The organism is Mycolicibacterium psychrotolerans (assembly GCF_010729305.1).
GTDB classification, from domain to species: domain Bacteria; phylum Actinomycetota; class Actinomycetes; order Mycobacteriales; family Mycobacteriaceae; genus Mycobacterium; species Mycobacterium psychrotolerans.
The window spans coordinates 4,714,920-4,729,157 of sequence record NZ_AP022574.1 but is presented as its reverse complement, the minus strand read 5'-3'; the positions used below and the strand labels follow the sequence as shown (position 1 = coordinate 4,729,157).

Annotated in this window: 16 protein-coding genes; 8 read left to right on the top strand and 8 right to left on the bottom strand. The window is 68.0% G+C overall.

Annotated elements, in window-relative coordinates:
* Positions 1-156 precede the first annotated feature (156 nt).
* A complete protein-coding gene (locus G6N45_RS23015) occupies positions 157-639 on the top strand; it encodes a 2-isopropylmalate synthase (protein WP_163725194.1) in 483 nt (160 codons plus the stop codon).
* Between the two features lie 10 nt (positions 640-649).
* Here the strand turns inward: G6N45_RS23015 and G6N45_RS23010 are convergent, their stop codons facing one another.
* The gene (locus G6N45_RS23010; protein WP_163725191.1) at positions 650-2,131 is read right to left on the bottom strand and encodes a cytochrome P450; all 1,482 of its coding nucleotides are present in this window, start codon (positions 2,129-2,131) and stop codon (positions 650-652) included.
* Positions 2,132-2,258: 127 nt separating this feature from the next.
* Between G6N45_RS23010 and G6N45_RS23005 the strand changes: the two genes are divergently transcribed.
* Positions 2,259-2,894 carry a TetR/AcrR family transcriptional regulator gene (locus G6N45_RS23005; RefSeq protein WP_179965226.1) on the top strand — a complete coding sequence of 212 codons (636 nt, stop codon included), beginning with the start codon at positions 2,259-2,261 and terminating at the stop codon, positions 2,892-2,894.
* A gap of 39 nt (positions 2,895-2,933) precedes the next feature.
* Positions 2,934-3,803 (top strand): SDR family oxidoreductase, encoded by an 870-nt coding sequence (locus G6N45_RS23000; protein ID WP_163725185.1) that lies wholly within the window; start codon positions 2,934-2,936, stop codon positions 3,801-3,803.
* 3 nt (positions 3,804-3,806) lie between these two features.
* Here G6N45_RS23000 and G6N45_RS22995 read toward each other — a convergent pair whose 3' ends face one another.
* From G6N45_RS22995 to G6N45_RS22985, 3 genes are read right to left on the bottom strand one after another with little or no spacing between them, the layout of a single operon-like run.
* A complete protein-coding gene (locus tag G6N45_RS22995) occupies positions 3,807-4,973 on the bottom strand; it encodes an AAA family ATPase (RefSeq protein ID WP_163725181.1) in 1,167 nt (388 codons plus the stop codon).
* An 11-nt stretch (positions 4,974-4,984) separates the two neighbouring features.
* A complete protein-coding gene (locus tag G6N45_RS22990; RefSeq protein ID WP_163725177.1) occupies positions 4,985-6,058 on the bottom strand; it encodes a DNA polymerase IV in 1,074 nt (357 codons plus the stop codon).
* Complete coding sequence (locus G6N45_RS22985) at positions 6,055-6,663, bottom strand: TetR/AcrR family transcriptional regulator (protein WP_246228769.1); 609 nt, start codon at positions 6,661-6,663, stop codon at positions 6,055-6,057. Before G6N45_RS22985 ends, G6N45_RS22990 begins: the two co-directional genes overlap by 4 nt.
* A gap of 87 nt (positions 6,664-6,750) precedes the next feature.
* On the opposite strand from G6N45_RS22985, the gene G6N45_RS22980 reads away from it, so the two are divergent.
* The 4 genes from G6N45_RS22980 (at position 6,751) to nrdE (ending at position 10,640) form a co-directional block, all read left to right on the top strand.
* Positions 6,751-7,293 carry an NAD(P)H-dependent oxidoreductase gene (locus tag G6N45_RS22980; RefSeq protein ID WP_179965225.1) on the top strand — a complete coding sequence of 181 codons (543 nt, stop codon included), beginning with the start codon at positions 6,751-6,753 and terminating at the stop codon, positions 7,291-7,293.
* Between the two features lie 466 nt (positions 7,294-7,759).
* Entirely contained in the window at positions 7,760-8,011 is a 252-nt protein-coding gene (nrdH, locus tag G6N45_RS22975; RefSeq protein ID WP_163725171.1) for a glutaredoxin-like protein NrdH, read from the top strand.
* A gap of 38 nt (positions 8,012-8,049) precedes the next feature.
* Positions 8,050-8,505 (top strand): class Ib ribonucleoside-diphosphate reductase assembly flavoprotein NrdI, encoded by a 456-nt coding sequence (gene nrdI / locus G6N45_RS22970; RefSeq protein ID WP_163725168.1) that lies wholly within the window; start codon positions 8,050-8,052, stop codon positions 8,503-8,505.
* Positions 8,475-10,640 carry a class 1b ribonucleoside-diphosphate reductase subunit alpha gene (gene nrdE, locus G6N45_RS22965; RefSeq protein ID WP_163725165.1) on the top strand — a complete coding sequence of 722 codons (2,166 nt, stop codon included), beginning with the start codon at positions 8,475-8,477 and terminating at the stop codon, positions 10,638-10,640. Before nrdI ends, nrdE begins: the two co-directional genes overlap by 31 nt.
* An 18-nt stretch (positions 10,641-10,658) precedes the next feature.
* Here nrdE and G6N45_RS22960 read toward each other — a convergent pair whose 3' ends face one another.
* Entirely contained in the window at positions 10,659-11,045 is a 387-nt protein-coding gene (locus G6N45_RS22960; RefSeq protein WP_163725162.1) for a DUF5997 family protein, read from the bottom strand.
* A 28-nt stretch (positions 11,046-11,073) separates the two neighbouring features.
* Between G6N45_RS22960 and G6N45_RS22955 the strand changes: the two genes are divergently transcribed.
* Positions 11,074-11,781, top strand: a complete 708-nt coding sequence (locus G6N45_RS22955; protein WP_163725159.1) for a LysR family transcriptional regulator substrate-binding protein — start codon at positions 11,074-11,076, stop codon at positions 11,779-11,781.
* 66 nt (positions 11,782-11,847) lie between these two features.
* On the opposite strand, the gene G6N45_RS22950 is transcribed toward G6N45_RS22955, so the two are convergent.
* The 3 genes from G6N45_RS22950 to G6N45_RS22940 all read right to left on the bottom strand — a co-directional run bounded on the left by G6N45_RS22950 (position 11,848) and on the right by G6N45_RS22940 (position 14,115).
* Complete coding sequence (locus G6N45_RS22950) at positions 11,848-12,264, bottom strand: VOC family protein (RefSeq protein WP_163725158.1); 417 nt, start codon at positions 12,262-12,264, stop codon at positions 11,848-11,850.
* Between the two features lie 31 nt (positions 12,265-12,295).
* On the bottom strand, positions 12,296-12,838 hold the full coding sequence (locus G6N45_RS22945) for a hypothetical protein (protein WP_163725155.1): 543 nt from the start codon (positions 12,836-12,838) through the stop codon (positions 12,296-12,298).
* Between the two features lie 95 nt (positions 12,839-12,933).
* On the bottom strand, positions 12,934-14,115 hold the full coding sequence (locus G6N45_RS22940; protein WP_163725152.1) for a geranylgeranyl reductase family protein: 1,182 nt from the start codon (positions 14,113-14,115) through the stop codon (positions 12,934-12,936).
* Between the last annotated feature and the right edge of the window lie 123 nt (positions 14,116-14,238).

Below are 14,238 nucleotides of genomic sequence, written 5' to 3'. Positions count from 1 at the left end.
CCCGGTTGCCACGCCGATCAGCGCGGGGCTACGATCACCGACGTGCCGAGGCGACTCGTAGTAGCAACCCGCAGCGGGGTCTGATCCAGACCGACCCCTCGCTGTGGGTCGTTGCTCCATCGTCGGTCACTTTCCTTCCTCCCGAGGCCGGCACCCATGAACTCCTTGATCGCCACGTCACCCCAGTCGTCGTTCGCTGCGTGCGTGGACGGCCGGGTGCCTCGTCCGTTGCGCGAGGACGCCGAGACGAAGACGTTCGACGCGTTCGTCGGCGAGTACGCGCCGCACACCGGGCCCGTGCGCCTCGGACAGTGGTCGTGCGCAGACGGCGAACGTCCCTCGGGCCGGCTTGGCCCGCAGGCCCGTACCTATCAGGCGACGCTGGCGCTCGGGGACTGCATCGGCACCGCGCGTGCCGCCGCGTGCGGGCCCGTGGCAGCACTGACCGCGATGCTTCACGAACGCGGGGTCGCCGTCGAGGTGACGGCGTTCCACCAACTGCGTGCCGGCGCGCAGACCGCAACGTTCCTGCGCGGTACCGGGTCCGGGCGCGCCGAGTGGGCGCTGGGGTGGTCGGACGACCCGGTTCAGTCGGCGCTACGGGCGGTGGTCGCCTGCGCGAACCGCCTGCTGGCCTGACGGCCGGAGCTCAGGCCAAGGGGCGCAACACAATCGGCATGCCGTCCAGCGGCACCGGCATCCCGCCGTAGTCGTAGCGCGGCGTGTAGCCTGCCTTCGGCAGCTCGAGCCGGTAGCGGCGCAGCAGCCGGTGCATGACCGTCTTGATCTCCAGCTGGCCGAACACCATGCCGATGCACTTGTGTGCGCCGCCGCCGAACGGCGCGAACGCGTAGCGGTGCTTCTTGTGTTCGTTGCGCGGCTCGGCGAAGCGTTCCGGGTCGAACTTCTCCGGATCGGTCCACAGTTCGGGCAGCCGGTGGTTGATCGACGGCCATGTCACCACCGCGGTGTCGGCGGGGATGTAGTAGCCGAGCAGCTCGGTGTCCCGCACGGTCTGGCGGAAGTTGAACGGCAGCGGGGTCATCATCCGCAACGACTCGTTCACCACAAGGTCGTAGGTCTCGAGCTTCTCCAGTGCCTCGATGTCGAGCGGCCCGTCGCCGATCCGCTCCGACTCCTCGCGCAGTCGGTCCTGCCACTGCGGATTGGCCGCCAGGTGGTAGGCCATCGTCGTCATCGTGGAGGTCGAGGTGTCGTGTGCGGCCATCATCAGGAAGATCATGTGGCTGACGATCTGGTCGTCGGTGAAGCTACGGCCCTCCTCGTCCTGCGAGTGGCACAGCACGCTGAACATGTCGGTGCTCTCCGAGCGGCGCTTCTCTCCGATCCGGCTGCGGAAGTACTGCTCCAGCGTCTCGCGGGCCTTGATGCCGCGCCACCAGGTCAGCGGGGGCACCGGCTTGCGGACGATGGCGTTGCCCGCCCGCGTCGTCGTGGTGAACGCCTGGTTGATGGTGGTCACCAGTTCACGGTCGGTCCCCGCCGGGTGCCCCATGAACACCTCGGAGGCGATGTCGAGGGTCAGTTCCTTGATCGCCGGATAGAAGAGGAATCGCGGGTCGTTGGGCACCCAGTCGTTGGCGAGCACGCGGGTCGCGACCGAATCGACGTGCGGCACATAACCGGACAGCCGGGTGCGCGTGAACGCCTCCTGCATGATGCGACGGTGGAACAGGTGCTCGTCGAAGTCGAGCAGCATCAGGCCGCCGTCGAAGAACGGGCCGATGATGGGGTCCCAGGCGCGCTGGGAGAAGTCCTTGTTCCGGTTGGTGAAGACGGCCTGGGTGGCGTCGGGGCCGAGCGCCATCACCGCCGACAGCGCGGGCGACTGCGAGTAGTAGATGGGCCCGTGCTTGCGGTACTGCTCGAGGATGAAGTCGGGACCGCCGCGGAACGTCTCGATCATGTGCCCGATCACCGGCAACCCGGCGTCACCCTTGATCGCCTTGAGCCCGCTGCCCGCCGGCGGCTCGGCGAACAAGAACTGGTCCCACTCGGTGTTCTTCAGGCGCTTCTCCACCACACCCATGCCGGGGATGGTCACCGGTGTGGGCTTGAGCCGCCGTTTGGCCTGGTCAAGCCAGTAGTCGGTAGCGCTGATCGTCGGCATCTTCACACTCCTGACTGAGGGTGACTGTGGTCGATGTCACTGGAGACCATCCTGGTCGAGACACTTGACGGCTGTCAAGTTTCGCGGAGTTTGTGTCACGCGCGCCGCGATGCCAAGGTTGACTGCCATGACCGCCGATCCCGCCAGCAGCGATCCCCGGCGCAGCCGCGGCGATCGGCAGCGGGACGCCATCATCACGGCGGTGCGCGAACTGCTGCAGGAGCGCTCCTTCGCCGACCTGTCGGTGAGCACGATCAGCGAGCGCGCGGGCGTGGCGCGATCGGGCTTCTACTTTTACTTCGATTCCAAGTACGCGGTGCTCGCGGTGATCGTCGCCGAGGCGATGGCCGAACTCGACCAGCTCACCCACGATTTCGCCCCGCGCGAGGCCGGGGAGTCGCCGTCGGCGTTCGCCACCCGGATGGTGGGATACGCCGCCGCGGTGTTCGCCACCAACGACCCGATCATGGGCGCCTGCAATCTGGCGCGCAGCACCGACGCGCAGATCCGCGAGATCATGGACGACTTCCAGGACACCGTCGTCAACAAGATCGTGGGGTTGGTCGGGCAGGACGAGGGCGCGCGCCCCATCTCCGACGACCTGCCGGCACTGGTCCGCAGCCTCACCGCGGTCACGTCGATGACGCTGGCGCGTGACAGCGCGTTCGTGGGCCGCGGGGTCGACCCGGCCCGGGCCACCGAGATCGCCGAGCGGCTGTGGCTGTACGGACTCTGGGGCGGCGCGGACCTGCGCGGCGAGTGAGCGCGATGGGCGCCGTCGACGGCCGGTAGTGTCCGTGCCATGGCGCAGGGATTCCGCGACGGGTTTGCCGACAAGCGGTGTTTCCTCACCGGTGCGGCGAGTGGGATCGGACGCGCGACGGCACTGAAGCTGGCGGTCCAGGGCGCCGAGTTGTACCTGACCGACCGTGACGCCGAGGGGCTGTCGGCCACTGTGGCCGACGCGCGGGCGCTGGGGGCCGCGGTGCCGGCGCACCGTGCACTCGACATCACCGACTACGACGCGGTCGCCGGATTCGCCGCCGACATCCACACCCGGCACGGGGCGATGGACGTGGTCATGAACATCGCGGGGATCTCGACGTGGGGCACCGTCGATCAGCTCACCCATCACCACTGGAAGTCGATGATCGACGTCAACCTGATGGGCCCGATCCACGTCATCGAGACGTTCCTGCCGCCGATGGTGGCCGCCGGGCGCGGTGGCCACCTGGTCAACGTGTCGTCAGCGGCCGGCCTGGTGGCGCTGCCCTGGCATGCCGCCTACTCGGCGAGCAAATACGGCCTGCGCGGGCTGTCCGAAGTCCTGCGTTTCGACCTGGCCCGGCACGACATCGGCGTGTCGGTGGTGGTGCCCGGTGCGGTGAAAACGCCACTGGTGCAATCGGTTCACATCGCCGGGGTGAACCGCGAGGATCCGCGCGTGCAGTGGTGGACGGATCGCTTCGGCGGGCACGCGGTGTCGCCGGAGACCGCTGCGGACAAGATCCTGCGCGGCGTGGTGCGCAACAACTTCCTCGTGTACACCTCCGTCGACATCCGTGCGCTCTACTTCGCCAAGCGCACGTTCTGGCGGCCCTACGCGATGGCGATGGAGCGGGTGAACGTCGTCTTCACCCGCGCGCTGCGGCCGCATCCGCGGGGGAACTGAGGATCACCGCTTCCCCCAGTCCCACGGGGGAGTGGTCAGCAGCCCCTGGCCGCACACCTGAGTCTCGCCCCAGTCCTTGACGAGCTCGAGCTCCCACGCGTCGCCGTCGGATCCGATCGGCGTGGCGCCGAGCCGCTCACGCAGTGCCGCCGAATGGGTGACCACCACGACCTGGGTCACGGCGGCGGCCGCGGTGATGAGATCGGCCAGCGGAGGAAGCAGATCGGGATGCAGCGAGGTCTCCGGCTCGTTGAGCACCATCAGCGACGGCGGTTGCGGGCTCAGCAGTGCGGCCGTCCACAGCAGGAATCGCAATGTGCCGTCGGAGATCTCGGCGCTGCGCAGCGGGCGGAGCATGCCACGCTGGTGCAGGTTCAGATCGAACAGGCCGTCGGTGACCGACACCGTGACCGAGGCGCCGTCGAACGCCGTGGCCACCGCGCGGTGCAGATCCTCGGTCCCGGTCTCCAGGATCGTCTGCACCGCGGCGGCCAGGTCGGCGCCGTCGTCGGCGAGCACCGGCGTCCGGGTACCGACGTGCGGTCGGCGCGCCGGAGCGTGCGCGTCGGCGCGGAAGCCGTCGTAGAAGCGCCAGTCGCGCAGCCGCTCTCGCACCATCACCAATTCCGGTGCGGCCCCGGCCCAGTCGGCGAGCACACTGCGATGCGCGGGCAGGTTGCGTGACAGCTCGTCGAACCCGCGGCTGCCGTCGGAGGCCACCTCGACCAGTCCCCGCACCCGGCGCACCAGGGTGGTGGTCGGACGGGCCACCGGCCCGGCGAAGATCAGTTCCCGTTTGACCTCGGGATCGCGGGCGAACGCGGTCTCGATGGCCTGAGGCAGTCCGAAGTCGACGAGGTAGCCGAAATCATCTGCGGCATAGCCCAATTCGATGGAGACCGGACGGGTGCGCGGGCCGCCCTGGGCGGTCCCGGTGCGGCGCGCGCCAGCGAGCTGTTCGGGCCCCGCCCACAGCGCGGACTCGACGCCGCCCTCGCGGGCGAAGGACCCGATCACCTCACCGCGACCACAGTCGGCGAGCAGGCGCAGCGCACGGTACAGCGAGGACTTGCCGGTGCCGTTGGCGCCGGTGATGACGGTCAGTCGGCGCAGGGGCAGCACGAGATCCCGGAGCGAGCGGTACCCGCGGACCGCGACTGTCTGCAGCATCGGGGCCGACGCTAGCCCTCGGTACCGACAGCGGCCACGGGGCGCTCGGTCATCGCCAGTTCCAGCCGGACCCCGAGCAGTCGCACCGGCCGGGTCAGATCGAACTCGCCGAGGAGATCGAGCGCGGTGCCGACGACGGTCTCGGGATCGGTGCCCGGCGCCGGCAGCGTGCGGATCTTGGTGCGGGTGAAGAAGGTGGCGGTGCGCACCGTGACCGCCACGCGGGTCACCACGCGATGCTCGTCGACGATCTCGCTCAGCGTGCGGCGCGCGAGATCGGTGACCGCTGCGGCCATGTCGGCGCGATCGGTCAGATCCTCGGGGAACGTGACGACATGGCTGCGCGATCGCGGGACCCACGGCGCCGCGCTGACCGTGGTGTCGCCGCCGCCCTTGGCCAGCAGCAGGATCCACAGCCCGGTGGTCGGTCCGAACGCGGCGGTGAGCGCCGACGCGTCGGTGGCGGCGAGGTCGGCGACGGTCGAGATGCCCATGGCGGACAGCTTTTTCGCGGTCTTGGGACCGATCCCCCACAGCGCGTCGACGGGCCGGTCGCCCATCGTGGCCATCCAGTTGTCGTCCGTCAGCGCCGCGATGCCGGCCGGCTTGCCGAATCCGGTCGCGACCTTGGCGCGCTGCTTGTTGTCGCTGATGCCGACCGAGCAGGTCAGACCGGTCTGCGCGGCGACGGTCTGTTGGATGCGGCGCGCCAGATCGAACGGGTCCTCGGTCGGACCGGCTCCCACGTACGCCTCGTCCCAGCCCCAGACCTCGACGGGATGGCCGAAATCGCGCAGCGCCTGCATCACCTGCTGCGAGGCGGCGTCGTAGGCGTCGGGATCCGACGGCAGGAAGGTGGCATCCGGACACCGGCGAGCCGCCACCCGCAACGGCATCCCGGCATGGACGCCGAATGCGCGGGCCTCGTAGGAGGCGCAGTTCACGACTTTGCGGGCTTCGGTGGGGTCGCCGCGACCGCCGACGATGACGGGCGCTCCGACCAGGTCGGGCCGGCGCCGCAGTTCGACCGACGCCAGGAACTGGTCCAGATCGACGTGCAGGATCCACTGGGCCGGCGCGCTCATGTCCCGCAGATTTTGCCGACCAGGGTGTCCCACGCGTCGCCGAGGTCGCCGAGCGTGCGGCCGCGTTCGGTGGTCTCATGGCGGACATAGTCGGCGTCGAGCAGGGCCAGCAGCGCGGTGGTCTGCGCATCCAGGTCGCCGGTCGTGTGCGCATTTTCCAGCAGCATCCGGACGTGGCTGTGGTGCAGCATCATCGGGGCGTTGAACCGCATCTGCGGATCTCGGCCCACGTCGGACAGCAGCGCATGGTGGGTGTCGACGAAGGCGAGCCGTTCCCGGCCGTACGCGCGCAGCCGGTCGGCCGGCGCAGCGCCGGGTCCCAGCGGCGGCGGCCCGAACAGGAACGCCTGCTGTAGAGCCTTCTCGTCTTCGTCGAGTAGGACGATCATCAGCCCGGCTCGGCTGCCGAACCGGCGGAACAGTGTGCCCTTCCCGACGCCCGCGGCGGCCGCGATGTCATCGGTGGTGACCGCCTCGGCACCGTGTTCGGAGACCAGCCGGCGAGCCGCGTCCAGAAGCAGGGCCCGGTTCCGCGCAGCGTCTCCCCGCTCCGGGGGGCCGGGCTCGCTGACGGACAACGTCGGCAGGCCGTCGAAGACGCTCACCTGGCAACTTTAACTCAGCCGGAATAAATCGGACTGCGGTCCGGTTCAACTCTGCGAGTATCGACCACGGCGATGGAAGGGAACGAAGTGGCAGACAGCACGGTATTGGTTCTGGTGGGAAGTCTGCGGGCGGCGTCGGTGAACCGTCAGCTCGCCGAGTTGGCGGCCGAGACGGCACCCCCCGGGGTGACCGTCGAGCGCTTCGACCGGTTGGGGGACTTGCCCTTCTACAACGAGGACGTCGACAACGACTCCGTCCCCGAGGTGGTGGTGGCGCTGCGCGACGCGGCGGCCCGCGCCGACGCGGCGCTGGTCGTCACCCCGGAGTACAACGGGAGCATCCCCGGTGTGCTGAAGAACGCCATCGACTGGCTGTCCCGGCCGTACGGTAACGGCGCGCTCAAGGACAAGCCCCTGGCCGTCGTCGGCGCCGCGCTCGGGCAGTACGGCGGAGTGTGGGCGCACGACGAGACACGCAAATCGTTCGGCATCGCCGGTCCCCGGGTCGTCGAGGACCTCGAGCTGTCGCTGCCGACACAGTCGCTCGACGGAAAGCATCCGCGCGAGAGCGCCGACGTCGCGGCCAAGCTGCGCGACATCGTCGGCAAGTTGGTCGCCGAAATCGGCTGACCTGCTCCTCACGCGCTCGCCCGGCTTTGCTGACAGGCAGAGCCGGGCGATTTCGTTTGCTGACCGGTGTGCGGGAGCGGGCTGGTCGGCCCGGTGGTGTCGGTGGGTGGTGGTACACCATTCCCGGTAGGCCCGACACTCGTCGTTGTGACGTGCGACACGCCGATGCGATGCCGGGCGCGGGGCTTACGACCTGGGAATTCCAAAAATGTCATTCAGAACATCTTGTATCCCTTCTGATTGTCGGACACCAGGTGTAGTGTTTCGAACACCGACGGACCCCCAAGATGTAGGGGTCGGCCGGAGCCAGGAATTCCGGCAACGTCGGGTCACCGTCAGTCGGTGGTGCGGCTCGGTCGGCCCGGAATTTCGGAGGCCTTCGGGCCGCTGAACCATAGTGACGCGCACCAACCGAGCAGTTGCCAGTCCTTCCCTTCGCCCGTCTTCGCAGAGGAGCCCGCGCCAGATGTCCCAGTCACCCGTCATCGTGTACACCAAGCCGGCCTGCGTGCAGTGCAACGCGACGTACAAGGCGCTCGACAAGCAGGGCATCGCCTACGACGTCGTCGACATCAGCCTGGACACCGAGGCGCGTGACTTCGTGATGGCCCTGGGCTACCTGCAGGCACCCGTCGTGGTGGCCGGCAACGACCACTGGTCCGGCTTCCGTCCGGACCGGATCAAGGCACTCGGCGGCGCGGTCGCCGCGACGGCCTGAGACGTCGGCGGAGCGGGAGTAGAGGCAGGGGACTGACGGTGGGCTCGATCGTCTACTTCTCCAGCGTGTCGGAGAACACGCACCGCTTCGTCGAGAAGCTGGAGCTGCCCGCGACCCGCATCCCGCTGCACGGCCGCATCGAGGTTGACGAACCCTATGTGCTGATCCTGCCCACCTATGGGGGCGGGCACGCCAACGGACCCGATCCGGACCGTGGGGGTTACGTGCCCAAGCAGGTCATCGCTTTCCTGAACAACGAACACAACCGGTCGTTGATCCGCGGCGTCATCGCCGCGGGCAACACGAACTTCGGCGCCGAATTCGGCTACGCGGGAGTCGTCGTCTCCCGCAAGTGCGGCGTCCCGTTCCTGTACCGCTTCGAACTGATGGGCACCACGGACGACGTCTTCGCCGTCCGCGCGGGCCTCACCGATTTTTGGGCCCAATCCCGGAAGGACCAGACGTGCCACCAACCGTCACTGCAGAACCGCTAACCACAGGCGCGCACGCGCTCCCGGGCGAGATGGACTACCACGCCCTCAACGCGATGCTCAATCTGTACGACGCGGACGGCAAGATCCAGTTCGACAAGGACGTGCAGGCGGCACGGGAGTACTTTCTGCAGCACGTCAATCAGAACACCGTGTTCTTCCACAATCAGGACGAGAAGCTCGACTACCTGATCCAGAAGAACTACTACGAGCGCGAGGTGCTCGACCAGTACTCGCGCAATTTCGTCAAGACGCTGCTCGATCGCGCGTACGCCAAGAAGTTTCGGTTCCCGACCTTCCTCGGTGCGTTCAAGTACTACACCTCCTACACGCTCAAGACGTTCGACGGGAAGCGCTACCTGGAGCGCTTCGAGGACCGTGTGGTGATGGTGGCGCTCACGCTGGCCTCCGGCGACACGACGCTGGCCGAGAAGCTCGTCGACGAGATCATGGACGGCCGCTTCCAGCCGGCCACCCCGACGTTCCTCAACTCGGGCAAGAAGCAGCGCGGTGAGCCGGTGTCGTGCTTCTTGCTGCGCATCGAGGACAACATGGAGTCGATCGGACGCTCGATCAACTCGGCACTGCAGCTGTCCAAGCGTGGTGGCGGAGTCGCCCTGCTGCTGAGCAACATTCGCGAGCACGGCGCGCCGATCAAGAACATCGAGAACCAGAGCTCCGGCGTCATCCCGATCATGAAGCTGCTCGAGGACTCGTTCTCCTACGCCAACCAGCTCGGCGCGCGTCAGGGTGCCGGCGCGGTGTACCTGCACGCGCACCACCCCGACATCTACCGGTTCCTCGACACCAAGCGCGAGAACGCCGACGAGAAGATCCGCATCAAGACGCTGAGCCTCGGTGTGGTGATCCCGGACATCACGTTCGAGCTGGCCAAGAAGAACGAGGACATGTACCTGTTCTCGCCGTATGACGTCGAACGCGTCTACGGGGTGCCGTTCGCCGACATCTCGGTGACCGAGAAGTACTACGAGATGGTCGACGACGCGCGGATCCGTAAGACGAAGATCAAGGCGCGCGAGTTCTTCCAGACGCTGGCCGAGCTGCAGTTCGAGTCCGGTTACCCGTACATCATGTACGAGGACACGGTGAACCGGGCCAACCCGATCGAGGGCAAGATCACCCACAGCAACCTGTGCTCGGAGATCCTGCAGGTGTCGACCCCCTCGCTGTTCAACGAGGACCTGAGCTACGCCAGGGTGGGCAAGGACATCTCGTGCAACCTCGGCTCGCTGAACATCGCCAAGACGATGGACTCACCGGACTTCGCGCAGACCATCGAGGTGGCCATCCGCGCTCTGACCGCGGTGAGCGACCAGACGCACATCTGGTCGGTGCCCTCGATCGAGCAGGGCAACAACGAGTCCCACGCGATCGGGCTCGGACAGATGAACCTGCACGGCTACCTGGCCCGCGAGCGCATCTTCTACGGCTCCGAAGAAGGCGTCGACTTCACCAACATCTACTTCTACACGGTGCTCTACCACGCGTTGCGCGCGTCGAATCGCATTGCGATCGAACGCGGCTCGAAGTTCGGCGGGTTCGAGCGCTCGAAGTACGCATCGGGGGAGTTCTTCGACAAGTACACCGAGCAGGTGTGGGAGCCCAAGACCGACAAGGTGCGCCAACTGTTCTCCGACGCGGGCATCCGGATCCCGAACCAGGACGACTGGAAGCGGTTGAAGGAGTCGGTGCGCGAGCACGGCATCTACAACCAGAACCTGCAGGCGGTGCCGCCGACGGGGTCGATCAGCTACATCAACCACTCGACCAGCTCGATCCACCCGGTGGCGAGCAAGATCGAGATCCGCAAGGAAGGCAAGATCGGCCGCGTCTACTACCCGGCGCCGTTCCTGACCAACGACAACCTGGAGTACTACCAGGACGCGTACGAGATCGGCTACGAGAAGATCATCGACACCTACGCCGCGGCCACCCAGCACGTGGACCAGGGGCTGAGCCTGACGCTGTTCTTCAAGGACACCGCGACCACGCGCGATGTCAACAAGGCGCAGATCTACGCGTGGCGCAAGGGCATCAAGACGCTGTACTACATCCGGCTGCGCCAAATGGCTTTGGAGGGCACCGAAGTGGAAGGTTGCGTCAGCTGCATGTTGTGACGAGGCCGCTGTCGCCGATCAGTCGTCACGAGACTGGTCGGCGCGCAGCGCCTTGAGGCGGCGCTCCTCGCGCAGCACGTTCTGGTAGCTCTCGCGTTCGGCGACCAGCCAGTCGGGCTTCTCCTCGAGCAGCGCGGTGATCTGCTCGGTGGTCAACGCCTCGGTGATGCCGCCGCGGGCCAGGCCCGCAATCGAGACGCCGAGCTTGGCGGCCACCAGGTTCTTCGGGTGCGGCCCGTTCTTGCGGAGGTCCTGCAGCCACTGCGGCGGTTCGGCCTGCAGCGCGGCGAGTTCCTCGCGGGTGATCGGGTTCTGCTGGAAGTCCGCCGGCGTCGCGGGCAGGTAGACGTCCAGCTTCTTCGCCGCCGTGGCGGGTTTCATGGACTGCGCGTTCGGCCTGCTCATGGGCAGAGCTTATCGATAGCCTGATGCAGTGAACGCGCCCTCGCTCACCGTCGGTTACGTCCCCGGGGTGACACCCGCGAAGTGGGCCCGCAACTGGTCGCAGCGTCACCCGCAGATTCCGCTGCAGTTGCGCACCGTCGCCGCAGCGGACGCGGCCGCCGCTGTGCGCGACGGCGCCGTCGATGCCGCGGTGCTCCGGCTGCCGGCCGACACGACCGGGTTGGCGGTCATCCCGCTCTACGAGGAGACCACGGTGGCCGTCGTGCCCGCCGACCACGTCCTCACCGCCGCCGATGAGATCACCGTGGCCGACCTCGACGGCGAGCCGCGGCTGCTACCCCGCGACGATGTCGTCGACTGGGCTGACGCTCCCGGCGCCCCGGTCGATCACCGGCCCGAAACCACCGGCGACGCAGTCGAATTGGTGGCCACCGGCGTCGGAATGCTGATCGTGCCGCAGTCGCTGGCACGGCTGTACCACCGCAAAGACGTCACCTACCGGCCGATCGCCGACGCGCCGCCCTGTCCGGTGGCTTTAGCGGTTCCGGAGGGTCCGCAGCCGGCGCTCGTCGAGGACTTCATCGGCATCGTGCGCGGCCGCCGCCCCGCATCGTCGCGGGGGCAGACCCCGCCACCACCGAAACGCACCGCCCGCGAGAAGACCCTCGCCAAGCAGGCCGCCCGCGCCGCCGCGGGCAAGGTGGCCCGCAAGCCGGGGCGGTCGCGGGGCCGCTGATGTCCTCTGGTGTGCGACCAGATCGACCTGCGGGCCCGAATCGCGATCTGCTCGCACACCAGGCACTCAGATCGTCAGCGTGCCGTCCTCGTTGATCGTCCACTGCGGATTCAACGCCACCTCCCACACATGACCGTCCGGGTCGGCGAAGTAGCCCGAATAGCCCCCCCAGAACACTCGCTCGGCCGGTTTGAGGATGGTCGCGCCCGCATCGGCGGCCTGCGCCAGGACGGCGTCGACGTCGGCCTCGGAACGCTGGTTGATCGCGATCGTGATGCCGCTGAAGCGGCCGTCGACCGGGTGGCGGGCATCCTCGGCGAGGTCCCCGCGCCCGAACAGCGCCAGCGCGATGCCCGGCAGTTGATAGAACACGACGCCCTCGGGTGCATCCCGGGGCTGCCAGCCGAGGCCCTCCTCGTAGAAGCGGCGAGCACGGGCGAGATCGTCGACACCGAGGGTGATCAGGCTGATGCGTTGCTCCATGGGCTCAGGTCTACCCCCAGACGCCGACAGGTCAGCTGATGTGGTCCGACCAGAACGCCACGGTCGACGCCGCGACCGCCCGCGCATCGGGGCGTCGCTGCCCCAGATCGACGTAGTCCAGCAGGTCCGCAGCGCAGACGCTGATGTCGGTCTGGTAGATCGACAGCACCGGGTGTGCCGGCGATCCGGCGGGCAGATAGTGATGGGAGCACACGGGGACCATGCGGGGCACGCGGTCCAGCCGGTACTTCGCCGTGCGGAGCGCGTCGCGCATCCGGGCCGGCCGCGGTCCCCAGCCGTCGTCCCAGACCCCGCGCCATTCCACGGCGAACAGGACGCCGTCGATCGGCAGTTGCAGCCGCGTGGCGAGATTTCTGCGACCGTCGCCGCGCCAGTTCGGCCAGGTGCCGCCGACCGGTAGCCCGGCGGCGAGGAACGCCCGATGATCGTCGGCGAACTCGAAGCCGAACTGCCGCTCGATGCCGGTGAGCTCGGCCTCGGACAGCCCGGGCTCGATCGTCACCGTGCCGAGTGCGGCCAGGTGCTCCGCAGCGGTGCTGCCCAGTGGCGACATGCCGGTCAGGCTAGGCGAAGAGCGGAGACCACACCGCCGGGTGTGGACTTTCGATCCACACCCGGCGGGGCGCCGACGATGCGGCGGGGTGGTCCTCAGTAGGTGTGCTGCGGGCCCTGGGCCTTCTTGTACAGCGACTTGAGCATCCGGTCGCGGAAATGGGCGTTGTCGATCAGCTTGATGCCCGTGTTGGCGACCGCCGGAATGCCGGCCAGCTTGTGGAAGTACCTGCCGCGCTTGTACTCCCGGCCCCATGCGGCCTCCATGCGCTGGCCGTAGTTGGTGAAGTCGTCGGGTCCGCCGTTGGTCAGCGCGGCGATCGCGCACTCCCCGGCGGCCAAGCCGGACTCCAGCGCCTTGGAGATCCCCGCGCCCGACGCCGGCTTGCCCGCTCCGAGCGAGTCGCCGGTGAACAGCACGCCCGGGCGCCAGGCCGGCCAGGCGGTGAAGCCCATCGGCAGCCGCCAGGCGCGCACGCTCTTGTTCTTCTTCAGCTCCTCGATGGGCGGCAGGTCCCACTCACGCGGCAGCGTGCGCAGGAAGTCGCCGAGGAACTGGGTGGCGTTGATCGACTGCCAGTTCTTGTAGCTGTTCACGTAGCCAAGGCCGATGTTGAACACGCCCTGACCCATGGGGAACACCCACCCGTAGCCGGGCAGCTGGTCGCCCTGGAACTGCAGCTTCAGGTAGATGTCGAGACTGTCGGAGTCCGCACGATTGGCCGGCATCTCCGAGCGGATCGCGATGGCCGAGTAGCCGTTGTACTCCGAGTCGATCTTGAGCGCGCGCTTGATGGGGGAGTAGGCGCCGTCGGCCGCGATCACCGCGTCCCCGTAGACCTTCTCGCCGCCCTTGAGCACCACGCCGATCACCCGGCCGTTGGCGTCGAGCTCGGGTCCGGCCACCTCGGCGCCCTGACGGACCTCGGCGCCTGCGGACTCGGCGTGCTTGAGCAGCAGCGTGTCGAGGTGCTCACGGCTGACCGTGTGGCCGTGATCGGGCATGCCCGGCCGCTTCGGGAACGACAGCTCCCATCGGCTGGGGCTGAACACCGTCACCCGGTTGACGCGGTGGAAGGTGGCGACCTCGTCGGCCAGCCCCATCTTCTGCAGGTAGCTGACCGCGCGTGCGGTCAGTCCGTCACCGCACGGCTTGGCCCGCGGGAACTGTGCCTTGTCCAGGACCACCACTTTTGCGCCGGTCTGGGCGGCCTGCCATGCGGCTGCCGATCCCGACGGCCCCCCGCCTGCGATGACCAGGTCGTATCGCTGCGTCATATCTCTCGTCTCGTTGCGCGGCTGTCGCACGAGATAGTACCGAAAGTCCCTGCACGCATCGCGGCGGCCGAGATGACGTCACCAGTTGGTCCCACAGCCGGGGCGGCGCGGTCTGGGCAGGTC